The sequence below is a fragment of the Zestomonas insulae genome, assembly GCF_016901015.1.
In the GTDB taxonomy this organism is placed as follows: domain Bacteria; phylum Pseudomonadota; class Gammaproteobacteria; order Pseudomonadales; family Pseudomonadaceae; genus Aquipseudomonas; species Aquipseudomonas insulae.
Window position 1 is genome coordinate 1,082,066 of record NZ_JAFEUP010000001.1, and the last position, 24,596, is coordinate 1,106,661.

General features: G+C 67.5%; 28 protein-coding genes. 12 read left to right on the forward strand and 16 right to left on the reverse strand.

What is annotated here, in order from left to right; all coding sequences use genetic code 11:
• Nucleotides 1-12: 12 nt before the first annotated feature.
• From JQX08_RS05190 to JQX08_RS05205, 4 genes are all read right to left on the reverse strand, one after another.
• Entirely contained in the window at nt 13-888 is an 876-nt protein-coding gene (locus JQX08_RS05190) for an alpha/beta fold hydrolase (protein WP_204915176.1), read from the reverse strand.
• Nucleotides 888-1,664, reverse strand: coding sequence for a class II aldolase/adducin family protein (locus tag JQX08_RS05195; protein WP_204915177.1), 777 nt, complete (start codon nt 1,662-1,664; stop codon nt 888-890). The genes JQX08_RS05190 and JQX08_RS05195 overlap by 1 nt, the downstream gene beginning before the upstream one ends.
• 106 nt (nt 1,665-1,770) lie before the next feature.
• Nucleotides 1,771-2,457 carry an LrgB family protein gene (locus JQX08_RS05200; RefSeq protein WP_204915178.1) on the reverse strand — a complete coding sequence of 229 codons (687 nt, stop codon included), beginning with the start codon at nt 2,455-2,457 and terminating at the stop codon, nt 1,771-1,773.
• Nucleotides 2,447-2,830, reverse strand: a complete 384-nt coding sequence (locus JQX08_RS05205) for a CidA/LrgA family protein (RefSeq protein WP_204915179.1) — start codon at nt 2,828-2,830, stop codon at nt 2,447-2,449. The genes JQX08_RS05200 and JQX08_RS05205 overlap by 11 nt, the downstream gene beginning before the upstream one ends.
• Nucleotides 2,831-2,917: 87 nt before the next feature.
• On the opposite strand from JQX08_RS05205, the gene JQX08_RS05210 reads away from it, so the two are divergent.
• Complete coding sequence (locus tag JQX08_RS05210; RefSeq protein WP_204915180.1) at nt 2,918-3,808, forward strand: LysR family transcriptional regulator; 891 nt, start codon at nt 2,918-2,920, stop codon at nt 3,806-3,808.
• On the opposite strand, the gene JQX08_RS05215 is transcribed toward JQX08_RS05210, so the two are convergent.
• The gene (locus tag JQX08_RS05215; protein WP_204915181.1) at nt 3,805-4,269 is read right to left on the reverse strand and encodes a cupin domain-containing protein; all 465 of its coding nucleotides are present in this window, start codon (nt 4,267-4,269) and stop codon (nt 3,805-3,807) included. The genes JQX08_RS05210 and JQX08_RS05215 overlap by 4 nt on opposite strands.
• Nucleotides 4,269-4,721 carry a flavodoxin gene (locus JQX08_RS05220; RefSeq protein ID WP_204915182.1) on the reverse strand — a complete coding sequence of 151 codons (453 nt, stop codon included), beginning with the start codon at nt 4,719-4,721 and terminating at the stop codon, nt 4,269-4,271. The genes JQX08_RS05215 and JQX08_RS05220 overlap by 1 nt, the downstream gene beginning before the upstream one ends.
• A gap of 380 nt (nt 4,722-5,101) precedes the next feature.
• On the opposite strand from JQX08_RS05220, the gene JQX08_RS05225 reads away from it, so the two are divergent.
• From JQX08_RS05225 to JQX08_RS05250, 6 genes are all read left to right on the forward strand, one after another.
• Nucleotides 5,102-5,704, forward strand: a complete 603-nt coding sequence (locus JQX08_RS05225; protein WP_204915183.1) for a hypothetical protein — start codon at nt 5,102-5,104, stop codon at nt 5,702-5,704.
• Nucleotides 5,705-5,870: 166 nt separating this feature from the next.
• Nucleotides 5,871-6,554 carry a dihydromonapterin reductase gene (gene folM, locus JQX08_RS05230; protein WP_204915184.1) on the forward strand — a complete coding sequence of 228 codons (684 nt, stop codon included), beginning with the start codon at nt 5,871-5,873 and terminating at the stop codon, nt 6,552-6,554.
• A gap of 21 nt (nt 6,555-6,575) precedes the next feature.
• On the forward strand, nt 6,576-7,109 hold the full coding sequence (locus tag JQX08_RS05235) for a hypothetical protein (RefSeq protein ID WP_204915185.1): 534 nt from the start codon (nt 6,576-6,578) through the stop codon (nt 7,107-7,109).
• Nucleotides 7,106-7,399: a DUF1244 domain-containing protein gene (locus tag JQX08_RS05240; RefSeq protein WP_204915186.1), complete on the forward strand. Its 294-nt coding sequence runs from the start codon at nt 7,106-7,108 to the stop codon at nt 7,397-7,399. The genes JQX08_RS05235 and JQX08_RS05240 overlap by 4 nt, the downstream gene beginning before the upstream one ends.
• Nucleotides 7,396-7,737, forward strand: coding sequence for a HopJ type III effector protein (locus tag JQX08_RS05245; RefSeq protein ID WP_204915187.1), 342 nt, complete (start codon nt 7,396-7,398; stop codon nt 7,735-7,737). Before JQX08_RS05240 ends, JQX08_RS05245 begins: the two co-directional genes overlap by 4 nt.
• 184 nt (nt 7,738-7,921) lie before the next feature.
• The gene (locus JQX08_RS05250) at nt 7,922-8,509 is read left to right on the forward strand and encodes a putative glycolipid-binding domain-containing protein (protein ID WP_204915188.1); all 588 of its coding nucleotides are present in this window, start codon (nt 7,922-7,924) and stop codon (nt 8,507-8,509) included.
• Nucleotides 8,510-8,563: 54 nt separating this feature from the next.
• On the opposite strand, the gene trxB is transcribed toward JQX08_RS05250, so the two are convergent.
• Complete coding sequence (trxB, locus tag JQX08_RS05255; RefSeq protein ID WP_204915189.1) at nt 8,564-9,511, reverse strand: thioredoxin-disulfide reductase; 948 nt, start codon at nt 9,509-9,511, stop codon at nt 8,564-8,566.
• A 356-nt stretch (nt 9,512-9,867) separates the two neighbouring features.
• Here trxB and JQX08_RS05260 point away from each other — a divergent pair, with 356 nt between their 5' ends.
• Nucleotides 9,868-11,877: a sensor domain-containing diguanylate cyclase gene (locus tag JQX08_RS05260; protein WP_239481966.1), complete on the forward strand. Its 2,010-nt coding sequence runs from the start codon at nt 9,868-9,870 to the stop codon at nt 11,875-11,877.
• Nucleotides 11,878-11,947: 70 nt separating this feature from the next.
• Nucleotides 11,948-12,694 (forward strand): sulfate transporter CysZ, encoded by a 747-nt coding sequence (cysZ, locus tag JQX08_RS05265; RefSeq protein ID WP_204915190.1) that lies wholly within the window; start codon nt 11,948-11,950, stop codon nt 12,692-12,694.
• 49 nt (nt 12,695-12,743) lie between these two features.
• Here the strand turns inward: cysZ and JQX08_RS05270 are convergent, their stop codons facing one another.
• The 3 genes from JQX08_RS05270 to JQX08_RS05280 are packed head-to-tail and all read right to left on the reverse strand — an operon-like array spanning nt 12,744 to nt 14,892.
• On the reverse strand, nt 12,744-13,214 hold the full coding sequence (locus JQX08_RS05270; protein ID WP_204915191.1) for an arsenate reductase/protein-tyrosine-phosphatase family protein: 471 nt from the start codon (nt 13,212-13,214) through the stop codon (nt 12,744-12,746).
• Nucleotides 13,215-13,240: 26 nt separating this feature from the next.
• Nucleotides 13,241-14,524, reverse strand: coding sequence for an arsenic transporter (locus tag JQX08_RS05275; protein ID WP_204915192.1), 1,284 nt, complete (start codon nt 14,522-14,524; stop codon nt 13,241-13,243).
• A 23-nt stretch (nt 14,525-14,547) separates the two neighbouring features.
• Nucleotides 14,548-14,892 carry a metalloregulator ArsR/SmtB family transcription factor gene (locus tag JQX08_RS05280; protein WP_204915193.1) on the reverse strand — a complete coding sequence of 115 codons (345 nt, stop codon included), beginning with the start codon at nt 14,890-14,892 and terminating at the stop codon, nt 14,548-14,550.
• Between the two features lie 292 nt (nt 14,893-15,184).
• Here JQX08_RS05280 and JQX08_RS05285 point away from each other — a divergent pair, with 292 nt between their 5' ends.
• The gene (locus JQX08_RS05285) at nt 15,185-15,439 is read left to right on the forward strand and encodes a hypothetical protein (protein WP_204915194.1); all 255 of its coding nucleotides are present in this window, start codon (nt 15,185-15,187) and stop codon (nt 15,437-15,439) included.
• 12 nt (nt 15,440-15,451) lie between these two features.
• Here JQX08_RS05285 and JQX08_RS05290 read toward each other — a convergent pair whose 3' ends face one another.
• Both JQX08_RS05290 and JQX08_RS05295 read right to left on the reverse strand, forming a co-directional pair.
• Nucleotides 15,452-16,168, reverse strand: coding sequence for a lipoate--protein ligase family protein (locus JQX08_RS05290; protein WP_204915195.1), 717 nt, complete (start codon nt 16,166-16,168; stop codon nt 15,452-15,454).
• A gap of 27 nt (nt 16,169-16,195) precedes the next feature.
• Nucleotides 16,196-17,146 carry a LysR family transcriptional regulator gene (locus JQX08_RS05295; RefSeq protein WP_204915196.1) on the reverse strand — a complete coding sequence of 317 codons (951 nt, stop codon included), beginning with the start codon at nt 17,144-17,146 and terminating at the stop codon, nt 16,196-16,198.
• Nucleotides 17,147-17,236: 90 nt separating this feature from the next.
• Between JQX08_RS05295 and JQX08_RS05300 the strand changes: the two genes are divergently transcribed.
• Nucleotides 17,237-18,574: an amidohydrolase gene (locus tag JQX08_RS05300; RefSeq protein ID WP_204915197.1), complete on the forward strand. Its 1,338-nt coding sequence runs from the start codon at nt 17,237-17,239 to the stop codon at nt 18,572-18,574.
• Between the two features lie 12 nt (nt 18,575-18,586).
• On the opposite strand, the gene JQX08_RS05305 is transcribed toward JQX08_RS05300, so the two are convergent.
• Complete coding sequence (locus JQX08_RS05305; protein ID WP_204915198.1) at nt 18,587-20,452, reverse strand: ATP-binding cassette domain-containing protein; 1,866 nt, start codon at nt 20,450-20,452, stop codon at nt 18,587-18,589.
• 130 nt (nt 20,453-20,582) lie between these two features.
• Between JQX08_RS05305 and JQX08_RS05310 the strand changes: the two genes are divergently transcribed.
• Entirely contained in the window at nt 20,583-21,764 is a 1,182-nt protein-coding gene (locus JQX08_RS05310) for a glycosyltransferase family 4 protein (protein WP_204915199.1), read from the forward strand.
• 75 nt (nt 21,765-21,839) lie between these two features.
• On the opposite strand, the gene JQX08_RS05315 is transcribed toward JQX08_RS05310, so the two are convergent.
• The 3 genes from JQX08_RS05315 to JQX08_RS05325 all read right to left on the reverse strand — a co-directional run bounded on the left by JQX08_RS05315 (nt 21,840) and on the right by JQX08_RS05325 (nt 24,467).
• Nucleotides 21,840-22,946 (reverse strand): NADH:flavin oxidoreductase, encoded by a 1,107-nt coding sequence (locus JQX08_RS05315; RefSeq protein WP_204915200.1) that lies wholly within the window; start codon nt 22,944-22,946, stop codon nt 21,840-21,842.
• Between the two features lie 59 nt (nt 22,947-23,005).
• Entirely contained in the window at nt 23,006-23,596 is a 591-nt protein-coding gene (locus tag JQX08_RS05320) for a TetR/AcrR family transcriptional regulator (protein ID WP_204915201.1), read from the reverse strand.
• Nucleotides 23,597-23,729: 133 nt separating this feature from the next.
• A complete protein-coding gene (locus tag JQX08_RS05325) occupies nt 23,730-24,467 on the reverse strand; it encodes a nitroreductase family protein (protein WP_204915202.1) in 738 nt (245 codons plus the stop codon).
• Nucleotides 24,468-24,596: the final 129 nt, after the last annotated feature.

Below are 24,596 nucleotides of genomic sequence, written 5' to 3' on the forward strand. Positions count from 1 at the left end.
CGCCCTCTCCCGCTACTCCAGGCGCTCGCGGAACGCCAGGTAGTGCTCAAGGACCGCCTCCGGCGCCTCGACCTGCGGGTAATGGCCGATGCCCTCGAGCAACACGGTGTCGGGCTGCGGGATCAGCTCGCGGTAGCGCGCCACCATGTGCGCGCCGGAGATCGGGTCGATCGCGCCGTCGATCACCCGCAGCGGCACCCGGGTCGCCTGCATCGCCGCCACCCAGCGGTCGCGCTGCTGGCGGCGCTCGGGCATGTAACGGATCAGCCGGTGCATCACCGCCGGACCGTCGTTGTGGGCAATCAGGGTCCAGAAGTCATCCAGCTCGGCGGCGCTGGCCTGGGTCGCCGGACCGAACACCTTGGCGAAGTTGGCTTCCAGCTTGGCGCGGCCGAACAGCCGGCCGAACAGCGCGCCGAGCGGACTCAGCAGCAGCTTCTGGGCGAGCACAGGATGGTGGGTTTCCGGGAACAGACCGCCATTCAGGAACACGCAACTGGCCATGCGGAAACGCCCGTCTTCATGACGCGCCAGCAGTTCCTGGGCGACGCTGTCGCCGTAATCGTGGGCCAGCACGTGCACCGCCGCGTCGATGCCCAGGTGCGCCAGCAGCGCCTGCTGCAGGTCGGCCTGTTCGAGCAGGCGGTAGTCGTGGCCGCGCGGCTTGGCCGAATCACCGAAGCCGAGCAGGTCGCAGGCGATCAGCTGGTAGCGCTGCGCCAGTGGCGCCCACAGGTAGTGCCAGTCCCAGCTGGCAGTGGGAAAGCCGTGAATCAGCAGCAGCGGCGCGCCCTCGCCCGCCGTCCAGTAACGAATGGTCTGCCCACGGAAGACGAAATCGTGCCCCCGGGCGCGCCAGGCGCCCAGGGCGATGCCGGCCAGCGGCATCAGCTGGCGTAGCCGGGATTGCGCTGGTCGAGCAGGCGCAGCATGGCCGGCCAGGCGAGCATGCCGCCCATGCCCTGCTTGCTCTTGGTCACGCCGGCGGCCATGGCGCGGGCGCCATCGAGAATCGGCTGCGGAATGTGGATCAACTCGACCCCGCCGCTCTGCGCCATCACCTGCACTTCGCAGGCGCGCTGCAGGGTGAACATCATCAGGAAGGCGTCGGCGATGGTGTTCGCCGCAGTGAGCAGGCCGTGGTTGGGCAGAATCATGAAGTTCTTGTCGCCGAGGTCGGCCTGCAGGCGGGCCTTCTCGTCGTGGTTGAGCGCCACGCCCTCGTAGCCGTGGTACGCCAGGCTGGAGAGCACGAACAGCGATTGCTGCGACAGCGGCAGCAAGCCCTGCTTCTGCGCCGACACGGCGATGCCGGCGGCGGTGTGGATGTGCAGCACGCAGGCCACCTCGTGGCGCACCTCGTGCACCGCGCTGTGGATGGTGTAGCCGGCCGGGTTGATGTCGTACGGGCTGTCCATCAGCTTCTTGCCGGCCAGGTCGATCTTCACCAGGCTCGAGGCGGTGATCTCATGGAACATCATGCCGAACGGGTTGATCAGGAACTCTTCGGTGCCGGGAATCTTCGCCGAGATGTGGGTGAAGATCAGATCGTCCCAGCCGTAGTGGGCGATCAGTCGGTAGCAGGCGGCGAGGTCGACGCGGGTTTGCCACTCGGCAGCGGAAACCTGGTCTTTGACGGCGGGCAGAGCATGGACAGCGGTCACGGCATTCACCTCGGTGTTGTAGTTGTGCGGGTGGTTGTCGTTTGAGTCTAGCGAGCGGCGCCGCTCCTGGTAGTTGCCTTGGCGGCCAGCGCGCTGGCCCTGCGAGTCAGATCAACTGGGCGAGCAACGGCGCGGCGAGCAGATTGAGCAGGCCCATCAGCACCATCACCAGGCCGGCGACCGAGCCTTCCTCATGGCCGATTTCGTGGGCGCGACTGGCGCCGGCGCCGTGCGCACCGACGCCGAACAGCGCGCCGCGGGCCAGGCTGCTGCGCAGCGGCAGCCACTTCAACAGCACGCCGCCGAGCGCGGCACCGAGCACCCCGGTGATCAGCACGAACACCGCGGTCAGCCCCGGCACGCCACCGAGGTCAGCGGCCAGCGGCATGGCGAATGGCGTGCTGATCGAGCGCGGCAGCAGCGACAGACGCACGCTGTCGTCGAGCGCCAGCAGATTGGCCAGCGTCCAGGAACTGCCGATCGCCACCGCGCTGCCGACCAGCATGCCAACCAGCAACGCCGGCCAATGGCGGGCGAGCATGCCGCGCTGCTGCCAGATCGGCACCGCGAAGGCCACGGTGGCCGGGCCGAGCAGCGCCACCAGCCAGTGGGTCAGCCCGGCGTAGTCGGCATAGTGGATGTGCAGCGGGACGGCCACGGCGAGCAGCACCGCCGGCACCAGCAGCAGCGGCGACAGCAGGTAGCGGCCACTGCGCCGGTACAGCCAGCGACTGAGGACATAGACGCCGAGGGTCAGCGCCAGCCAGAACCAGTCCTGCAGATCAATGTTCATGGCGCGCGTTCCAGCGGCACACCCACTCCACCGCCAGCGCGGTGCTGAGCATCACCAGCAAGGTGCTGACGCCGATCACCAGCAGAATCCGCCAGCCTTCGCTGCGCAGCAGTGCGCCATAGTCGAGCAGGCTCATCACCGCTGGAATGAAGAACAGCAGCATCTCGGCGAGCAGCAGGCCGGCACCGAGCTTCAGCGCCGCCGGACGCAGCCAGCCGCTGGCGAACGCCAGCAGCAACAGGGCGAGGCCGAACACGCCACCGGGAATCGGCCAGCCGAGCCAGGCGGCCAGCCCGCAGCCGACGCTGTACAGGCCGATTAGCACGGCCAGTTCGGTACACAGGCGGACGAAGCGCAGCGAGGTGCGATACATGGCGGCAACCCTCATTCCAGATGGTGTGAGGCTACGCCGGCGGCTATCATCCCAAAAGCGAATTGTTCGACTACAGGCCATTCCAAAATGGAATTCAAACAACTGCGCAGCTTCGTCGCCGTGGTTCATCACGGCGGTTTCACCCAGGCCGCCAAGGGCCTGAATGCCAGCCAGTCGGCGGTGAGCAAGCAGGTCGCGCAGCTCGAGCAGCGCCTCGGCGTGCAGTTGCTGGAACGGCAGGGCCCGCAGATTCGCCTGACCGATGCCGGCACCGTGGTGCTGCGCCGCGCCGAGGAGCTGCTGCGCCTGCAGGGCGAGCTGCACCATGAGCTCGACGACCTCAGCCAGCTGACCCGCGGCGAACTGCGCCTCGGCCTGCCGCTGATCGGCAGCGATGCGCTGTTCACCGAGCTGTTCGCCGAGTACCGGCGGCGCTACCCGAACATCGTCGTGCACCTGCAGGAAGGCGGCAGCAAGAGCATCGAGGCGCTGGTGCTGAGCGGCGAGCTGGAATTGGGCGGCAGCCTGACCCGCGACGATCCGGCCTTCGCCGCGCAGCCGTTCTGCAACGAGCCGCTGGAGGTGCTGCTGCCCGCCGACCATCCGCTGGCCGGCCAGGCGGACGTCGCCCTCGCCCAGCTGGCCGATACGCCGTTCCTGCTCTATCAACAGAGTTTCATCCTCAACGACCGCCTGCTGCAGGCCTGCCGCCAGGCCGGCTTCATCCCCCGCGAGGCGGGGCGCAGCGGCCAGGCGGACTTCCTCGTCGCGCTGGTGGCGGCCGGTCAGGGCGTGGTGCTGCTGCCACGCGTGGTGGCCCGCAAGCTGCTGCGCCCCGGGGTGGTCTGCCAGACGTTGCGCGAGCCGGACCTGCGCTGGGACATTGCCTTCATCTGGCGCAACGGCGCCTACCTGTCGCGCGCGGCGCAGGCCTGGCTGGAGCTGCTCAAGGAACGCCCGCTGCTGCCGGGCAGCTAGAGAAACGCGCCGTACTGGTCGACCAACTGCGGCCACTGACGCTGCGCCGCGGCATCGTCGCCGAGCAGGCGGAAGCTGGAGAACTGGAACTCCGGCGCCACAGTGCAGCCGACCAGGGTGAAGGCGCCCAGGCTGCGTGCCGCCTGCCAGGCGTGCGCCGGCACCGCGCGCTGAGGCAGCTGGTCGGCACAGACCGGGCCGAGGCGCTCGTGGAGCACCGCGTCCGGCGTCTCGGCGATCAGCAGCTCGAGCGGCGCGCCTTCGTAGAAATGCCACAGCTCGTCGGCGTCCACCGCATGCCAGCGTCCGTGCACGCCACCCGGCAGCAGGTAGAGGATCGCGCTGGAGGTGCGCCGGCCGCCGACCGTCTGCGCCGCCTGGAAGGTGCGCCGGTAATAGCCACCCTCCGGGTGCGCGGTGAGTTCGAGGCTGCGAATCAGTTCCGCGGCGCGCGCGTCCATCAGCCCTTCAGCGCCTGCACGAAGTCGGCGAGCCACGGCTCTGCGTCGGTTTCCGGGGTCACCGTTTCGCTGGCGTCGAGGCGCAGCATGTCCTGCACTTCGCGGATACCCAGTTCGGCGAACAACTCGCGCACCAGCTCGCCGCCACCGCAGTAGGTGTCGCCGTAGCTGGAATCGCCCAGGCCGATCACTGCGCCAGGCAGGCCGTTCCACGCCGGGCAGCGATCGCGGATGGCGAAATACAGCGGCTGCAGGCTGTCCGGCAGCTCGCCCATGCCGGTGGTCGAGGTGACCGCCAGGAAGGCCTGCGGCGCGAAGGCGAGAATCTCCTCGAGGCTTGCCCGCGGGTTGTGCCAGGCGTCCAGGCCGGCGGCCTTGAGCAGGCGATCGGCGTGACGGGCGACTTCTTCGGCGGTGCCGTAGACCGAACCGGAGAGGATGACCACTTTCATGAAACGCTCCCGAAAGCTGAGTGAAGAGGCCGCGCATTATGCCGCAAGCGCCGCCACCATCGATCGCCCCGATTGGCCTGCGCATTTTTTGCACAACCCGCTGCCGTTCCCCTGTGCTGATCGGCTAACCTGTGAGAATCTGTTGAGGAACTCGCGTGCCAGTGCCAGGCAAGGCGATCGAGCATCGGTGTTCCCTTGCGAACGGCGCAGTCGAGGCCCCGGCAAGCGACGCATCCGGCCGATCCCGCTCTGACAGCGAGTCATGCTCAGGTCTTGCACGGCCGCAGCAATGGCCGGACAGGGAATGGAAGCCACCGATCGCCGGGTGACGAATCGTCGCGTCGGTGGTCATAGCGGTCCCACCTTCGCGAGCTGGATAGATGCAAGACGATTCGATACTGACTCAGGAAGAGTTGGACTTCCTTCGCAGCCTGCAAGACAACCAGAAACCCGACCCCCTGCCCGTCGGGCTGCTGCTCGAGGGCGGCAAACAGGCCAAGGAATTGCTCGCCCGCCTCGCCGCGCATGAGCAACTGACCATCGAAGCGCACATCGACAGCCAGCGCATCACCTTTCCCCTGCATGTGATCGAGGACGAATTCCACGCCCTGCACCTGCAGCTCGGCACGCCGACCATCGTCGAGCAGACCTCGGCCGACCGGCCCTGGCGCCTGCCGCTCGATCCGCCGGTCAACCTGGTCGACGAGCACGGCGAACCGAGCCTCATCTGGCTGCACGCGGTGTCGCAAAGCGGCATGCTGGTCGAAGTGCGCGGCCAGCCGGTGCCCAAGCGCTTCAGCCTATGGCTGCCGATCCCCGGCCGGCAACCGATCGCCCTGCAGGGCATTCTCGCCCGCAAGGCCGGCGAGGGGCTGACCGCCTACCGCCAGAGCCTGCGCAAGACCCGCCACAGCGAGCGGCTGCGCAGCTTCATCCTCGAGCAGCACCAGCAGCTGCACGGTCACGAAGCCGAGTCGCGCTGATCCCAGCGCACCTTATCCTGTGGTTTTGTGCCGGACGGCGGACTGCGGTAACGTGGCGCGGTCCGCACGGGCGCGCTTGCCGCCAGTCGGCTGCGCCGGGCCTTGAGCCAGCGCGCCCCGCCGCGCCCCAACCGGCCGCCCAGTTTCCGCAACCGCTCGAGCACGTATGACCAGTCCGATCTTGATTACCGGCACCAACAAGCGTGTCGGTCAGCAACTCGCCGAACGCCTGGCCGAGTCAGGCTTCGACGTCCTCGCCGTGAACCGCTCACCGGCCACTTCGCAACACCCACGCATCAGCCACTTCCAGGCCGACCTGCGCAGCACCGCCGACCGAGAGGCGCTGATCGCCTTCGTGCGCGGTCGCTACACGGCGTTGCGCGGCATCATCCACAACGCCTCGCTGTGGCTGGACGACGACCTCGACAACCTCACCACCATGTTCAAGATTCACGTGGAAGCGCCCTACCACCTGAACTTCGAACTCGGCGAGCTGCTTCAGAACGGCGCCAAGGCCGACATCATCCACATCTGCGACGAAAGCTCGTCGCGCGGCAGCAAGGGCCATGTCGCCTACGCCGCGACCAAGGCCGCGCTGCAGAACATGACCCTGTCGTTCGCCGCGATGTACGCGCCGGCCGTGCACGTCAACGCGATCTCCCCGGGCCTGCTGATCTTCAAGGAGGACGGCGACCAGGCGTACCAGGCCAAGGCCCTGCAGAAGGCCCTGCTGAGCTTCGAGCCAGGCGCCGAGCCGCTGATCAAGGCGGTGCTCTACCTGCTCGACTCGGACTACAGCACCGGCAGCAACATCGTCATCAACGGCGGCCGCCACCTGCGCAAGAACTGATCACCCACACACGGACCGACCATGGATTTCAAACAGGTAATGGACATCGCCACGTTCGCTTCAACCATCCTCACCGGGGTGGCAAGCATCGTGATTCCGGTCATCCTCTATCGCTCGCAGAAGCAGAAGGCCACGCTCGACTACATCAAGGCCGGGCGCGACTCGTGGATCCAGATCGACCTCGGCCTGCTCGACAAGCCGGTGCTGCTGCGCCAGGCGGAGAGCATCCTGTCACCGGGCGCCGAGCTGCCCAGCGATGAGGCGATCCAGCGCAAGTGGTTGGCGCTGATGATCCTCAACGTGGCGTTCTCCGACTTCATCGGCCTGAAATACGGCTACCACGAGCTGGAAGAGCGCGACAAACTGTTCAACCTGATCAAGGGCCTGATGGCCGACGAAGGCAACTACCGCCTCAGTCAGCAGGCCTACAACGAAGAATTCCGCCAGGAGTGCCGCAAGGCCCGCGAAGCGGTGACCGGCCTGCCGGTCGACGCCGCCCCGGCAGCGCATCCGCTCTCCCCCACCACTCTTGTCCAACGGAGTGCATTGTCATGACCGAACAGCAACAACTCGAACTCGAAGCCGCCGCCTTCCGCCAACTGGTCCTGCACCTGCGTGGCCGCAGCGATGTGCAGAACATCGACCTGATGAACCTCGCCGGTTTCTGCCGCAATTGCCTGTCCAAGTGGTACAAGGCCGCCGCCGACGACGCCGGCCTGGAGGTCAGCCTGGAGCAGGCCCGCGAGGAGGTGTACGGGATGCCCTACGCCGACTGGAAGGCCAAGTACCAGAAGGAAGCCAGCGCCGAGCAGCAGGCCACCTTCGACAAGGGGCACAAGGCATGAGTGCGTTGAACGACTTCCGCGCCAGCTTGCGCAGCGACCAGCACCTGTTCGCCGACACCCTGGCGTTCATCGCCGCGCACTACGACTACCAGCCCAGCGCCTTCGTCAACGGTGGCGTGGAGAATGCCGCCGGGCAGAACGAAGGCTCGTGCAAGACCCTCGGCCTGGCCCTGCTGGAAGAGCTGAGTCTGGAAGAAACCCTGCGCGCCTTCGGCGAGCACTACCGCAGCGTGCTCGCCACACCGGACGGCAGCGACCACGGCAACATCCGCGCATTGATGGCCACCGGTCTCGGCGGCGTGCGCTTCGCGCAGCCGTCGCTGCAACGCCAGGCCTGAGCCACAGCCCTGCAAGAGTTGCGCAAGTTCGGCAATAACTTGCGCAACTGTCGGCAATGGCTGACAGACAGCCCCGTCAAAGCTGCTTATCCTGCGCCCAGGAATGGAAATGGGATGCCAGGAAGGCAGCCGGCGCAGCGCGCCGGTCCTCCCAGGCGATCCGCCTCGACATGGAGTCGTCCGGATGCAGCAACACCTGACATGGAAGCCGTGGAGCAATCCCGGCGTGGAAAACCTGCGCCTCAAGCATGACGCCGGCGGCATTCACGCCAGCAGCCACCTGATCCAGAACCTGCGCGGCCACAGCATCGCCGCCACCTACGTGCTCAATTGCGACCCGCGCTGGCGGTTCCGCCGCCTGTGGCTGCAGGTCGACAACCACGGCCAGCGCAGCCTGATCCTCGAGCGCGACATCCGCGGCCGCTGGCTGCTCAATGGCGAGCCGCGCAACGACCTCGGTGACTGCCAGCAGGTGATGCTCTCCGCCTCGCCGTTCACCCACACTCCGGCCTTGCAGCGCTGCGCCCTGGAGACCGGGCAAAGTGCGGCGCTGCAGGTGGCCTGGATCGACATGCTCAGCCTCAAGGTCGAAGCGCGCCAGCAACGCTACCTGTGCCTGCGCCAGCAGAGCGACCACACCCTGTACCGCTGCGAAGCCGAAGGCAAACCGCCGCGCGAGCTGACGGTCGACCCCGACGCGCTGCTCATCGATGCCCGCGAGCAGTACCAGCGCATGAGCGTGCGCACCCTGCAGGTCAGCCCCTGGGTCTGACCGCGCCCAACAAAAAGCCCCGCAGGGGGCGGGGCTTCGGCAGAACGCGATGCCTCAATGGCCGTCGAGGTAGCGCTCGGCGTCCAGCGCGGCCATGCAGCCGGCACCGGCCGAGGTGATCGCCTGGCGGTACACCGAATCGGCGACGTCGCCGGCGGCAAACACGCCCGGCACGTTGGTCGCCGTGGCGTTGCCCTCGCGGCCACCGTTGACCACTAGGTAGCCGTCGCGCAGGGTCAGCTGGCCCTCGAACAGGCTGGTGTTCGGCGTATGGCCGATGGCGACGAACAGCCCGTCGACCTTCAGCTCCTCATGGCCACCGTCGCGCTGCTTGAGGCGCACGCCGGTGACGCCCATTGCATCGCCGAGCACTTCATCGACCTCGGCGTTGAGCTTGAGCACGATCTTGCCTTCGGCGACCCGCGCCTGCAGCTTGTCCTGGAGAATCTTCTCGGCGCGGAAGCTCTCGCGGCGGTGCACCAGGGTCACCTTGCTGGCGATGTTGGCCAGGTACAGCGCCTCTTCCACCGCGGTATTGCCGCCACCGACCACCGCCACTTCGCGGTTGCGGTAGAAGAAGCCGTCGCAGGTGGCGCAAGCCGACACGCCCTTGCCCATGAACGCCTCTTCGGACGGCAGGCCGAGGTAGCGCGCACTGGCACCAGTGGCGATGATCAGCGCGTCGCAGCTGTAGGTGCCGCTATCGCCGCGCAAGATCAGCGGTTGGCCGGCCAGGTCGACGGCGTTGATGTGGTCGAACACCACTTCCGTCTCGAAGCGCTCGGCGTGTGCCTGCATGCGCTCCATCAGCGCCGGGCCGGTCAGGCCGTGCGGGTCGCCCGGCCAGTTGTCGACCTCGGTGGTGGTGGTCAGCTGGCCACCGGCCTGCAGGCCGGTGATCAGCAGCGGTTTGAGGTTGGCGCGGGCGGCGTACACCGCGGCGCTGTAACCGGCGGGGCCGGAGCCGAGAATGATCACCTTGGCGTGGCGCACATCAGACATGACAAACTCCTGCAAAGAAAAAGGGACCGCACCTAGCACAGGGGAAGGCTCGTAGAACGGTGCGGTCCCGCAACCGTGGATGGCCGCCACGTTACCCAGCCCGTGGCGGGGGCGGAAGTTTCCAATTCCAATGCCGGCCATAGCCAATCGCTATTCCAGGAAATAGCAGCGGCGGTCGCTGTCTATACTCGAACGGCCGGGCGTTATAGGCATTCTGCCCGCACCCACCGCGGACAACTTGTCGCAGATCAAGAGCGCACCGGCCCACAGGGAGAAGCTGATGCACGACCGCACCCGCCCGTCAGCGCGCCGCTCGGTCGACCGCGCTGCCCGACCACTGGCTCGGGCCTGAGCGCATGCGCACACCGCGACTACCGCCGCTGACCCTGCGCAAGCGCCTGCTGTGGCTGTTCATTCCGCTGGTAGTGCTGACCCTGCTGATCGTCAACAGCCTGTCCCGCCACCTGCTACTCAGCCGCTTCGATGCCCAGGACGAACTGCTGCTGAGCAACGAGGCACGCATCCTCGCCTTCAGCCTCGAAAACGCGCTGACCCGCAACCTCGACATCCTGCGCAGCTACGCCTGGTGGGACGACAGCTACGACTACGCGCAGGGCATCGCCCGCGAGAAGTTCGCCCGACGCAACCTGGACCCCGACTCGCTGATCACCCTCGACTTCGACTTCCTCATCTACTTCGACGTCGACGGCCAGGTGATCGGTGAACAGTGGGTACCACCGGACATGCCAGAGCTGTTCAAGATCACCGCGCCGGCCGCCAGCGACCTGGCCAGCCTGCGCCAGGCCATCATCGCGCGCAGCGGCGCACTCGGCCTGCTCGCCCACCACGACAACGTCAACCAAGCCACCGGCCAGTTCGTGCTGGTACAAGGCATCCCGCTGATGCTGATCGCCAGTCCGATCAGCAACAACCAGGGCACCGCCGTACCGCTGGGCAACGTGCTGGCCGGGCGCTTCCTCGATCTGCAGCGCATGGGCGAGCTGAACGAGCAGGTCAACGGCCGGCTGCGCGTACTGCCGGTCGAGCGCGACCACCCCGGCCCCTGGCGGCCGCTGGCCGATGCCATCCATCCGGGCCTGCAGCACGTCAGCATCGGCCCGCGGCAACTGCTCAACGAGCAGCAGAACCGCATCGAGCTGCTGCTCAGCGACGTGCGCAACGAACCGCAGCTGCGTCTGCAGATCACTCGACCGCGCGAGGTGTACGCGCAGGGCAAGGCGTCGATCGGCGTGTTCCTGCGTCTGGCCATCGCGGTCGCTCTGGTGGCGATCCTGCTGGTCTACCTGGGTCTCGAGCACTGGGTGCTGAGCCGCATCCAGCGCCTGCACCGCGAAGTCTCCGGAATCAGCGGCGACACCCCACTGCCACGCCTGAGCGACCACGGCCACGACGAACTCGGGCAACTGGCCGGCGAACTCAACCTGATGCTCGAACGCCTGGCGCAGAGCGAGGCGCGCGACCGGGTGATCCTCGACAGCATCAGCGACGGCTACTTCGAGATCGACGCCCAGGGCCGCATCACCAGCGTCAATCGCGCGCTGCTCAAGCAGCTTGGCTACAAGGCCGAGGAGCTGATCGACCGGTCATTCCGCGACGTGCTCAGCGCCGAGGATGTCGCCCGCGCCGAGGTGCAGATGCTGCAGGCGCTCAGCGACCAGGGCACCTCGTCGTTCACCGCCCCGCTGCACCGCCGCGACGGCAGCCTGGTGTACCTGGAAACGCGCTTCTCGCTGAGCCGCGGGGCGAATGGCGAGCTGATCGGCTTCCGCGGCATCCTGCGCGACATCAGCGACCAGGTCGCCTACCAGAACCAGCTGCGCGATATGGCCTACCGCGACCCGTTGACCGGCCTCGGCAATCGCAAGGCGCTCGACGAGCAGCTGCGCGCCGCCCTGGAGTCGGCCAGCCGCCAGCAGAGCTCGCTGGCCCTGCTGTTCATCGACCTGGACCACTTCAAGACGGTCAACGACCGCTTCGGCCACGACGTTGGCGACGCCCTGCTGACCACCATCAGCGAGCGCCTGCGCCAGACCCTGCGCCAGCCGGACCGCTTCTACCGGATCGGCGGCGACGAATTCATCATGCTGCTGCCCGGCACCAGCCGCGAGGCGGCGGAGAAGCTCGCTCAGCGTCTGCTGTTCGTGCTCAACACGCCGATCGAGGTGCACGGCAAGCGTATCGACTTCGTCACCCAGAGCATCGGCATCGCCCTCTTCCCCGAGCACGCCGACAACGCCGAGGCGCTGCTCAAGGCCGCCGACAGCGCCATGTACCAGGCCAAGCAGGCCGGGCGCAATCAGGCCAGCGTGTACCGCGCCGACCAGGCGCCGGCAGGAAACATTTGATCGCAGCCCGGCGCTTTGCCCGCCGTGGCAAAGCCGGTATGGTCGGCGCGATTCCACCCGAGGAGAAACCATGTCTGCCCCCGTCCTGTCCGGTCCGCAATACCTGCGCGAAGGCCTGAAACTGGTGCTCAGCCCCGGCCTGCGGCTGTTCGTGCTGCTGCCTTTGACGGTCAACGTGCTGCTGTTCGCCGCGCTGATCGGCTTCGCCGTGGAGGGCTTCAGCACCTGGGTCGATCACCTGATGCCGAGCCTGCCGGACTGGCTGAGCTTCCTCAGCTACCTCCTCTGGCCGCTGTTCGTGGTGCTGGTACTGCTCATGGTGTTCTTCACCTTCACCATGCTCGCCAACATCATCGCCGCACCGTTCAACGGCTTCCTCGCCGAGAAGGTCGAGGTGGTGGTGCGCGGCCAGGACGACTTCCCGGCGTTCAGCTGGGGCGAGCTGATGGCGATGATCCCGCGCACGGTCGGCCGCGAGATGCGCAAGCTGGCGTACTTCCTGCCGCGCGCGCTCGGCCTGTTCGTGCTCTCGCTGATCCCCGGGGTGAACCTGATCGCCGCGCCGCTGTGGCTGCTGTTCGGCGTGTGGATGATGGCCGTGCAGTACATCGACTACCCGGCAGACAACCACAAGCTCGGCTGGAACGAGATGCTCGCCTGGCTGCGCGAGAAGCGCTGGCAGAGCCTCGGCTTCGGCGGCATCACCTACCTGGCGCTGCTGATCCCGGTGGTCAACCTGCTGGCGATGCCGGCGGCGGTGGCCGGCGCCACGCTGTTCTGGGTGCGCGAAGGCGGTGACAAGACGCTGGTGAAGTAGCCAGGCACACCTCACTCAAGGCACACCTGCGACCGAGGCATCGGCCCGGCTACAGGGTGCCGATGCGGTCGAGTTCCTGCTTCAGCTCGTCGCGACTGAGCCGCTCGAAGGGCAGCGCCAGGAAGGCCCGGCAGCGCAGCTCGATGCGCGCCAGGGTGGCGTGGAAGGCGGCGGTGATCGCCGCATCGTCGCCCTGCACGTCGGAGGGGTCTGCCAACCCCCAATGGGCTTTCAGGACGGGGCCGAAGTAGACCGGGCAGGCCTCGCCAGCGGCCTTGTCGCAGACGGTGATGACGATGTCGGGCGGGTTGCCTTCGAACGCATCGTTGCCCTTGCTGGCCAGCCCGGCGATCGAGATACCGGCCTCCTGCAGCGTCACCAGCGTGCGCGGCAGCACCTGGCCCTTGGGGAAGCTGCCGGCGCTGACCGCTTCGAAGCTCGAAGGGGCCAGATGGTTGAACAGCGCTTCGGAAAGGATGCTGCGGCAGCTGTTGGCCGTGCACATGAACAGGACTTTCACGGGGACTCCTCCGCTGGCTGGCGGGATCAGAAGCCCAGGCGGATGGCCAGGGCGGACAGGGTGACAAACAGCACGGGCAGGGTCAGGACGATGCCGACCTTGAAGTAATAGCCCCAGGTCACATGGATGCCCTTGCGGTCCAGGACATGCAGCCAGAGCAGCGTGGCCAGGCTGCCGATCGGGGTGATTTTCGGACCCAGGTCGCAGCCGATGACGTTGGCGTAGACCATCGCCTCGCGCACCACGCCGGTCGCGTCGGAGGCCTGGATCGACAGGGCGCCGACCAGGACGGTGGGCATGTTGTTCATCACCGAGGACAGCGCCGCGGTGAGGAAGCCGGTGCCCAGCGCTGCGCCCCACACGCCGTAACCGGCCAGGTGGTTCAGCGCGGCGGTCAGGTAGTCGGTGAGGCCTTCATTCCTCAGGCCGTAGACCACCAGGTACATGCCCAGCGAGAACACCACCACCTGCCACGGGGCGTCACGCAGCACCCGGCGGGTGGAGATGACGTGGCCGCGGGCGGCGACCGCGAACAGCACCGCGGCGCAGGCGGCTGCCACGGCGCTGATCGGAATGCCCAGCGGCTCCAGGGCGAACAGCCCGAGCAGCAGCGCGACCAGCACGCACCAGCCGACGCGGAACGCCGCGCGGTCACGGATCGCCAGGCGCGGGTCTTTCAGCGACGCCAGGTCGTAGGTCGCCGGGACGTCACGGCGGAAGAACCACCAGAGGGCGACCAGGGTCGCGGCGACGCTGACCAGGTTGACCGGGACCATCACCGCGGCGTATTCGCTGAAGCCCAGGTCGAAGTAGTCGGCCGAGACGATGTTCACCAGGTTGGAGACCACCAGCGGCAGGCTGGCGGTGTCGGCGATGAAACCGGCGGCCATGACGAAGGCCAGGGTCGAGGCCGCCGAGAAGCGCAAGGCGACCAGCATGGAGACCACGATGGGGGTCAGGATCAGGGCCGCGCCATCGTTGGCAAACACGGCCGCAACCGCCGCGCCGAGCAGCACGGTGAAGGCGAACAGGCGGCTGCCCCGGCCTTTCGCCCAGCGCGCCACGTGCAGTGCGGCCCATTCGAAGAACCCCGCCTCATCGAGCAGCAGGCTGATGATGATCACCGCGATGAAGGTCGCCGTGGCGTTCCACACGATCGCCCACACGGTGGGAATGTCGGCCCAGGTGACGACGCCCGCCAGCAGGGCGAGGACCGCGCCCAGGGCGGCGCTCCAGCCGACGCCAAGACCCTTGGGCTGCCAGATGACCAGGGTGATGGTGAACAGGAAGATGGCGACGGCGATCAGCATGGTGGTTCGGGTGCGCTCCGGGTCTAGCAGTAGGTGGCCGCGCGCACGGGGCGGTCGCCCATCTGCGCGAGTCGAGTGCGGTTCTGCTCAAGCCACTCGGCGTTCGCCGCCAGCGTTGCCTTGAGGACCTCGTGGACCCAAGGGGCCAGTTGCGGATTGAGCTGGTAATAGACCCACTGGCCCTGGCGTCGATCCAGCAGCAGGCCGCAGGCGCGCAGCTGCGCCAGGTGCCGGGAGATCTTCGGCTGGCTGTCGCCCAGCGCGCAGACCAGCTCACAGACGCACAGCTCGCCTTCCCGGGCAATCAACAGCGCGGCGCGCACCCGAGTTTCATCGGACAGACACTTGAACAAGGCAGTGGGGGTCATAGCAGGAAGCTCAAAAACAATATACGAAAATCCGAATATATGGATTATCGTATATCTCTGCAACTACTCAGCCGCTGTCTTGTCGGGGTGCGCGAAGAAGGTGACAAGGCGCTGCAACCAAGTACCCCAAAAGCGTGAAGCGCTGACCAGACTGAACCATAGGCGGACACCATCGCCCCACTGCCGAGCCGCCGGCAATAGACCACTCGCGACCGACGTCCGGTGGGCAGCAGGCGCAAGGAAAATCGACTGTACTCTGAGCTTCGGCACCCGCTCATTTGGAGGTCAGATCATGAAAGCGTCGCGGATTCTTGCCTGCATTTTTGCAGCCCTTCTGCTGGCCTCGGTGGACATATCCTGGGCGGCCACTCAGCGCGCTGAAAATCGCCGCGAGGCGCGAGACGTTCGCCAGGAAACACGTCAGGACGCACGTCAGACCAAACAGGATTGCCGCGCGGCCGACATGCAGAGCAATGCCGGGTGTCGGCAAGACAAGAGGCAAACCAAGCAGCAAGGCCGGGAAAGGGCGCGAGATATCAAATACTGAAAAAGCCTTGCGTTACGGCAGCGGCAGCGCCAGACCCACTTCAGCCAGGGTCTGCCGGTATAACGTCGGCAGCTCATCGACGGCCACCCACGGCTCTTCCAGGCACTCGGCCAGGCCGATATGGCTGGCTGACCGGCAGCGCTCATCCAGCCCGCAGCCGGCATAGAAGGCATTGACCAGCTCGACCATCGCCTCGCGCTGGTTGCCCATCAGCGCCGCGCCGTGGGCCAGGGTCACGTAACGACCATCGCTCGGTCGGCGTCGCCAGCGCTGCGCGGTGCCGACCAGTTTGCGGCCCTCCAGCGTGATGTTGTAACGGCCGTCGCAGAACGCCCCCTCCACCGCGCCGAGCCCCGGCTGCAGGCCCTGGGCGGCAAGCCAGGCACAGAACGGCTGGCAGAGGCGCAGGTAGGCGGTCTCCAGGCGGGTCAGATCGGGTTCGTGCGGCGGCACGGCATACACCAGGGCGACGTTGAGCACCGCCGGCGATTGCGGTACCGGCTCGCCACCGGTATCGCGCAGCGCCACCGGCCAACCGCGCTCGGCACACTGCGCCGCCGCCTCGGCGAAACCGGGCAGGCGGCTGAACTTGCGCGGCATCACCAACGCCTGCTCGGTGGGCCGCCAGAGCAGCAGCGCGCAGTCGTGCTGAGCGGCGTGCGCCTGGTCGAGCAGCAACCGCTCGGCATCCAGGCCGGCTTCCACCGGAAATTCGCGTATGGCTTGCATGGCATTCCTCTTCGTCGCGGGCCGTGCTCAGGATAGCGCGTCGGGCGGCGCCGCCTGGCGCTCGGCGCTGGCCTGGATCAGTTCGATGGCCTGCCGGGCGATCGGCGACAGGGTGCGGCCGGCGTGGCTGACGATCCAGCAACCGATGCTCAGTGGCGCCAGCGCCGGGGTGACGCGCTCGGCCAGGTCGAGCAGCGCGCCGCTGTACAAGTCCGCCGTCAGCCAGGCGCGCCAGGTGAACAGCAGCGCGTCGCTGGCCAGGGTGGTCGCGCGCAGCAGGTTGAGGTCGTTGCAGGTCAGCGCCAAATCCACCGGCGTGCCGGCCGGCAAGTCCAGGCCGGCGCGCAGCCGCGCCGGGGTGGTATCGGCGGCGCGTACCGAACTCCACGGATAGTCAGCCAGCTGCAGGCGCTGGATCGGCGTGGTCTGCTGCGCCAGCGGGTGCTCGCGGCGACAGAAGATCGAGGCCGGCTGCGGCGGCAGCGCGGTGACCGCCAAGCGCGCATCGCTGAGCGGCTCCTGGGTGTAGGCGACGATGAACTCGATGCGCTCCTGCTCGAGCAATGGCAGCAGGTGATGCCAGTGGTTGACCTCGACCTTGACGGTCAGTCGCGGCACGCGCTGGCGCAGGCTGATCAGCGCCTCCGGCAGGTACAGGTCGGCGGCCATCATGCTGGCGCCGAAATTCAGTTCGCCGCCCTCGCCCTGGGCGATATGCAGCGCCTCGGCGCTCAAGCGGCTGGCGCTGCCGAGCAGTTCGCGACCGCGCGCCAGCAACTGGCGGCCGGCGGCGGTCAGCGCCACCGAGCGGGTGTCGCGATCGAACAGGCGTACGCCCAGCTCCGCCTCCAGCGCCTGAATGCTGCGGCTGAAGGCGGTCTGCGACAGGTTGGCGCGCTCCGCGGCGCGGGAGAAGTGCAGTTCCTCGCCAAGCAGCACCAGGTGGTGGATACGCTTGAGGTCAATTAAGTCTGCCAATGCATCAATACCTCATAACTTTTGCATTGGACGCTTGCACCCCAGCCTTTGCAGACTGGCCAGCACAACAATCAGACAAGGATCGCCCCCATGCTCAGCCGTCCCCTGCTCAGCGCCCTTGCCCTCGCCCTCTGCGCCGGCTCCGTCCAGGCCGCCAACGACACGCCGAACGCGCGCGTCGACCAGATCGTGCAACAGGACGAGGCGCAGCTCATCGAGGTGTTCAAGGCGCTGCACCGCAATCCGGAAATGGCTTTCCAGGAGACCGAGACCGCCGCACGGGTGGCCAGCGCACTGCGCGAGCAGGGCTTCGAGGTGAAGAGCGCGATCGGCACCACCGGGGTGGTCGGCATCCTGCGCAACGGCCCGGGGCCGGTGCTGATGTACCGCGCCGACATGGACGCCCTGCCGATCAAGGAAGAGACCGGCCTGCCCTACCAGAGCAGCAAGGTCACCGCCTGGCTGAACAACCCCAGCCAGCCGGTGATGCACGCCTGCGGCCACGACGCGCACACCACCTGGCTGCTGGAAGTGGCCAAGGTCATGGCGCAGCTCAGGGACCAGTGGTCCGGCACCCTGGTGCTGGTCGCCCAGCCGGCCGAGGAGATCCTCGAAGGCGCCACGGCAATGGTCAACGACGGCCTCTACAAGTTCGCCCCGAAACCCGACGTGCTGATCGCCGCGCACGTCTCGCCGATCTTCCCGGCCGGCAGCGTCGGCCTGCGCGAGGGACCCCGGCTGGCCGGCACCGACCAGATCGACGTCGAACTGCCGGGCATCGGTGGCCATGGCTCGACGCCGCACGTGACCAAGGACCCGGTGGTGATGGCGGCGATGGCAGTGATGGGTTACCAGACCGTGGTCAGCCGCATGGTCGACCAGTCCAAGCCGGCCGTGCTCACCGTCGGCGCCGTGCAGGCCGGGGTGAACAACAACGTGATTCCCGATCGCGCGCTGCTCAAGCTCAACCTGCGCTGGTACGACCAGCAGGTGCGCGAGCGACTGATCGCCGGGATCAAGTCGGTCACCAGCGGCGTGCTGCTGATGAACGATGTGCCGGACGGCTACGTGGCGAAGTACACCATGAAGGGCTATTCCACCCCGGTGTTCAACGCCAAGGCGCAGACCGAGCGGGCCCAGGCGGTGCTGACCGCGCAACTGGGCGCCGACAAGGTGCTGCCGGGCCTGCCGCCGCTGATGGGCTCCGAGGATTTTCACATGCTCGCCAGCCCCTACCCGGACACCCCGACGCTGTTCCTCGAGGTCGGTTCGGGCAAGCCGGACGTCTACAAGAACCTGGTCGAGAAGCAGCAGATGCCGTCGGCGATGAACCACACCTCGCGCTTCGTCGTCGAGCTGCCCGCGATTGCCACCGGCGCGCGCGCGGTCAGCGCGACGCTGCTGGCGTTCTTCGCCGACGCCCGCTAACCGCGGCGTCGCTCACTGCGGCGCGTGCTGCGCCGCCCGCAAGGCGCGGAACTCCGCCGAGGAGGCGTGCAGTGCGGCGACCGGGCCACGGGCGATCAGCTCGCCGTCCTGCATCAGCAGCACCTCGTCGAACTGCTCGAGCAGGTTGAGGCGGTGCACCGAGGAGATCACGCAGCTGCCGCGGAACGCGGCGAACAGATTGGCGTACACCGCCTGTTCGGTTTCCGGGTCGAGGCTGGCGGTCGGCTCGTCGAGCAGCAGCAGACCGCAATTGTTGGCCGCCAGCACGCCGCGCGCCAGGGCCAGGCGCTGGCGTTGACCGCCTGACCAGTTGGCACCGCGCTCGGCCACGCGGGTACTCAGGCCGGCCGCGTGGTCGATGAGGCGGTCGGCGCGCACCACCGCCAGGGCCTGCTGCAGATCGGCTGGTGTGGCGATGCCAGTGCGCCGCTCGGCAATCAGCAGGTTTTCCTCCAGCGTGCCCTCGAACAGCTCGGACTCCTGGGGGATCAACGTGGCCAGGGTGCGCAGCAGCGCCGAGCTGGCCGTGGCCGAGGCGAGAGGCGCCTGCTGATCGAGGCGCAGCTCGATGTGCTCGGCCAGGTACAACCCGGACAACAGGCGCAGCAGGGTACTTTTCCCCGAGCCGCTGCCACCGATCAGCGCGTAGCGTTTACCGCGTTCGAGCTGCAGTGCGGCGACGCTCAGGCTCGGCCGCGGCGGCGTGTCGAGCGACCCGGCACCATGCGCGCGGCGGTCCCGCGGGTGGCTGAAGCGCAGTTCGGCGAGCTGCAACGTCTGCCAGGCCGGGGAGGCGGCGAAGGTTTCGTCGTCCAGGTGCGAGTCGGCAGCGTGGCGGATCGCATCGCCACTGGCATAGTCGGCCTGCTGGCGGGCGAAGCTCTGGAAGTGCGCGGCGATGGCGGTGATCACCCCGCCGGCCTCGGCGGCGTACTGGTAGACCATGAACAGGTTGCCGAGCGGCAGGGTCGGCGTGGCGGTCACCGAGGACATCAGGGCGATCTCGTGCACGCCTTGCAGGGCGAGCAGCGCGTACAGCGCCACCAGGCCGCAACTCAGCGCCACGCTGAGCACGTCGACGCTGCACCACTTCCATTCGTTGAGCACGATCGAGGCGCGCAGCGGTTCGTAGATGGCCAGCAGGCGCTGCTCGATCAGCGCCGCCAGGCCCTTGTGCAGGCGCAGGGCGAACACCGAGAAGATGTTGCCGAGCGCGTCCAGCTGCGCCGCGCTGTAGCGCCGCTCGGTCTGATTCTCGCGGTGGGCGAGGACGATCATGCGCCGGTCGAAACGGGTGATCACCAGGGCGATCACGCAATAGCCGAGCACCGCGGCCATGCCGACATAGGGCGCGATCAGCCACAGGGCGATCACCGGGCCGATCAGCTTCACCGCGTTCTGCAGGTAGATGAACTGGCTCTGGGCGAAGTCGAACAGCGCGTTGCTGCACTGCCGCAGGCGGTGCGCGGTCTCGCCGGAATGGTGCTGTTCGTGCCAGGCCAGCGGCAGGCTGAACACCTTGTCGACCAGTTCGGCCGACAGGCGTCGGCGCACTTCGAGGGCGACGTTGCGCTCCAGCACGCGTCCGGGGCCGTGCAGCAGCCAGCTGACCAGGGTCGCGGCGAACACCAGCGCCAGCCAGCCGCCGGCGCTGCCGAGGCCGTTCAGGCCCTGCTGCTGCAGAGTGTTGATCGCCGTGCCGGTCAGCCAGGGCACCGCCAGCTTGATGATCTGCGAGGCGAGCAACAGGGCGAAGGCGGCGGCGACCAGCTTGCGCACGCCGGCCGCGTAGCGCCACAGGTCGCGGTACAGGGTGATGATGTTGCCCGAAGGCCTGGCGTCCAGCGCATCGCTCATGGCGGGGTCATCCGGTTGGCGGTTCCTTGAGCCTAGGCAAAGTTGCGCCGCCGCACCGCGCCGGTCGACCGTCACGCAAGCGTCACCCAATCGACACAGGCGCTACACGACGCGCACCGAGACTGGCGGCATGAACCAGACCAGCCTGCACGTCGCCCTGATCAGCGAAACCTTCGCCCCGGAAATCAACGGGGTCGCCAACACCCTCCTGCACCTCAGCGAAGGCCTGCGCCAGCGCGGCCACTGCGTCGAGGTGGTCCGCCCGCGGCGCGCCGACGAACGTGGCGCGGCCAACACCGAGCAACTGCTGCTGACCCGCGCCTGGCCGGTGCCCGGCTACCCCGGCTTGCAGATCGGCCTGGTGTCGCTGCACAAGCTGCTGCGCCGCTGGCAACGGCATCGCCCGGACGTGCTGTACATCGCCACCGAAGGCCCGCTCGGCCTGACCGCGCTGCGCGCCGCGCGCCGCCTGCAGATCCCGGTGATCAGCGGCTACCACACTGACTTTCCGCGCTACTGCGCGCACTACGGCTTCGGCCTGTTCGGGCGCCTGGTTGGCGGCTACTTGCGCTGGTTCCACAACCGCGCGCAACGCACCCTGACGCCGAGCGCCGGCCAGCGCATCGAGCTGGAGCGGCGCGGTTTCACCCGCGTCGAAGTGCTGCTGCACGGCGTCGACGGCCGCCAGTTCAACCCGGCCCGGCGCTGCACCGAGCTGCGTCGCAGCTGGGGGCTCGGCGACGACGACCTGGCGGTGCTGCATGTCGGCCGCCTGGCGCCGGAGAAGAACCTCGGCCTGCTCGGCCCGTGCTTCCGCGCCTTGCAGGCCGCTCACCCGCAGCGCCAGCTACGCCTGGTGGTGGTCGGCGACGGCCCGCAGCGCGACGAGCTGCAGCAGGCCCTGCCCGAGGCGGTGTTCTGCGGCATGCAGCGCGCCGAACAGCTCGGCCGGCACTACGCCTCCGGCGACCTGTTCCTGTTCCCCAGCCTGTCGGAAACCTTCGGCAATGTGGTGATCGAGGCGCAGGCCTCGGGCCTGGCGGTGGTCGCCTATGACCAGGCCGCCGCCGCGCAGCACATCCGCCATGGGCACAACGGCGCGGTGGCCAGCCCCGGCGATGAGCTGGGCTTCTGCGCAGCCGCCAACTGGCTGCTGGAGGATGCCGAAGCGCTGCGCCGGGTGCGCTTGAACGCCCGCCAGCATGCCGGCCAGCAGGGTTGGCCGGCGATCGTGCAGCGCTTCGAGGCGTTCCTGCAGGCGGCCTGCCAGCACGTCAGCGGACCGCTCGCCGGCCCTGCACAACAATCCTGACGGCAAAAAAAAGCCCCGGGGATACCGGGGCGAGGGAGAGGTGCGCGGGGAAAGACCGCGCACCGGGGTAAGTCATCAGGCCAGGCTGGTCAGCGCGTCGCGGCTGAACGGCAGGATGTCGCTCTCACGGCCGTCGCGAATCTTCGCCGCCCACTCCGGATCGACGATCAGCGCGCGGCCCACCGCGACCAGGTCGAATTCCTGTTTGTTGAGACGCTCGAGCAGGCCTTCGATGCCAGCCGGCTGAGCGACTTCGTCGGTCTTGCCGAAGAACTGCATGAACTCGCTGCCGGACAGGCCGACGCTGCCCACGGTGATGGTCGGCTTGCCGGTCAACTTGCGCGTCCAGCCGGCCAGGTTGAGGTCAGAACCGTCGAATTCCGGCTCCCAGAAGCGGCGGTTGGAGCAGTGGAAGATGTCCACGCCGGCGTCGGACAGCGGCTTGAGGAAGGCTTCCAGGGCTTCCGGGGTGGTGACCAGGCGCGCGGTGTAGTCCTGCTGCTTCCACTGCGAGAAGCGGAAGATGATGGTGAAGTCCGGGCCGACCGCAGCGCGCACGGCCTGGATCAGCTCGATGGCGAAGCGCGAACGGTTGGCCAGGTCGCCGCCGTACTGGTCGGTACGCTTGTTGCTGCCTTCCCAGAAGAACTGGTCGATCAGGTAGCCGTGGGCGCCGTGGATTTCCACGCCGTCCATGCCGATGGCCTTGGCGTCCTTGGCGGCCTGGGCGAAGGCGGCGATCACTTCATCGATGTCCTGCTGGGTCATCTCGTGGACGATTTCCACGCCGTCCTTGATCTTGCCGCTCGGGCCGTAGCCGGGAACGCTGGCATCCGGCTCGACACCGAGGCGGCGTACGGCGCCGACGTGCCACAGTTGCGGAACAATCTTGCCGCCTTCGGCGTGCACTGCATCGACCACTTTCTTCCAGCCGGCCAGGGCTTCTTCACCGTGGAAATACGGCACGTTGGCGTAACCGTTGGCGGCCTTGTGGCCGACGGTGGTGCCCTCGGTGACGATCAGCCCGACGCCGGCGGCGGCGCGGCGACGGTAGTACTCGACCACACCTTCATGCGGAATGCCGTTCGGCGAGAAATTGCGCGTCATCGGGGCCATCACCACGCGGGTCGGCAGTTCCAGGGCGCCAAGGCGGAAGGGCTCGAACAGGGCTTTTACGGTCATGCGTGTCTCCTGAATACCGGCCAGGCGACCGGTCGTCTCGTCGGTGAAGTTTTAAAAAATCAGGCCTGCAGCAAACGCTCCAGGCGGTCGACAAACGCGTGCATCGGGGCGGTATTGCCGACCTTGAGGCGGGTCAGCACACCCTGCCAGGCATTGGCGATGAAGGCCGCCAGGCCGGCGCAATCTTCCTCGGCAGCCAGTTCACCGGCCGCACGGGCTTCTTCCAGACACTGCTGGAGGATGTTTTCGGAACGCTGCAGCACCGCCTCGACCTGCGTGCCGATGGCCGGCAGCAGTTCCGCCATCTCGAAGCTCAGGCTGCCGATGAAGCAGTGGTACTCGAGCTTTTCCTGCTGCTCGAAGTGCGCCAGCAACTCGCGGTAGTAGGCAACGATGCGCGTCCGCGGGCTCAGCTGCGGATTGCCCAGGGCCTGCGCGTAGCGCTGCAGGCGCGGGGTGTAGACGTGCTCGAGGGCCTGCAGGGCGAAGTCTTCCTTGCTGGCGAAGTAGTGGTAGAACGAGCCCTTGGGGATGCCAGCGGCCTGGACGATCTCCTGCACGCCGGTGCCGTGATAACCGCGGCGGGTCATCACCTCGGCGCCTTTGGCGAGGATCAGGTCACGCTTGTCGAGTCGGGTCGATGTATTCATAGCGGCAAGAATATGACCGGTCGTCTCGCCCGCCAAGCACTATTGATGACGGTGATCACTGCCCATGTAGGAGCGAATTCATTCGCGATGGGGTTCGTCCGGCGACGCCGGTTGATCGCGAATGAATTCGCTCCTACAGCCAAGTCACGTGCTGCTCCAGCGGGAAGCGCAGGCGCGAGTTGTAGACGCCCTTCTCGCCCTGCCGGCCGACCGCGAGGATCATGATCGGGATGGCCTGGCGCGGGAGGTCGAGCACCTTGCGCAGGCGCACCTCGTCGAAGCCTTCCATCGGGCACGTGGCATAGCCGTGGCTCTGGAAGGCCAGCATCAGGTTCTCCGCCGCCAGGGCCGTGGACTTCACCGCCCAGATGCGCATGTCGGCGCGGCTGTTCGGCTTGCGCATCAGCGCCCTACGCAGACCGACGATCCGCACCAGCTGGCGCTTGAACAGACCGAGCAGGCCGAACGGCCCCTGGTTGTACTGGAACTGCGCGGTGCCGGAATAGAACTTGCGGGTGATCTCCGGGATTTTCTCCTGCGGCCAGTACTCCAGAACCTTGTCACAGGCCTCGCGCCAGGTGTCCGGGCGCGCCAGCACGGCGATCAGCAGCGGCGCCTTGGCGGCGTTCTGGCCCATGCACACCGGCACCAGCCGCTGGCGCAGCGCCTCGTCGCGAATCACCTGGAAACTCCACGGCTGCAGGTTGCACGAGTTGGGCGCCAGCACGGCCATGCCCAGGCAGTCGCGAATCACTTCGTCGGGCACCGCTTCGGCGGTGAAACGGCGCACCGAGCGACGGCTTTCGATCAAGGCGCGCAAAGCCGCCGGCGAAGCCAGGGCCACAGATTCATCGGAGGGGAAGCTGGTCATGGGCGGATTCCTTGGGCAAGGGCTCAATTAAGCCGCTGAGTGGAATCGACAACAACCGCAGGGCAGGAAAGGCAGGCGAGTTTGGCGCAAATGGCCTGCTCCCAGCCGGGAAGGCTGGGAGCGCGGGGG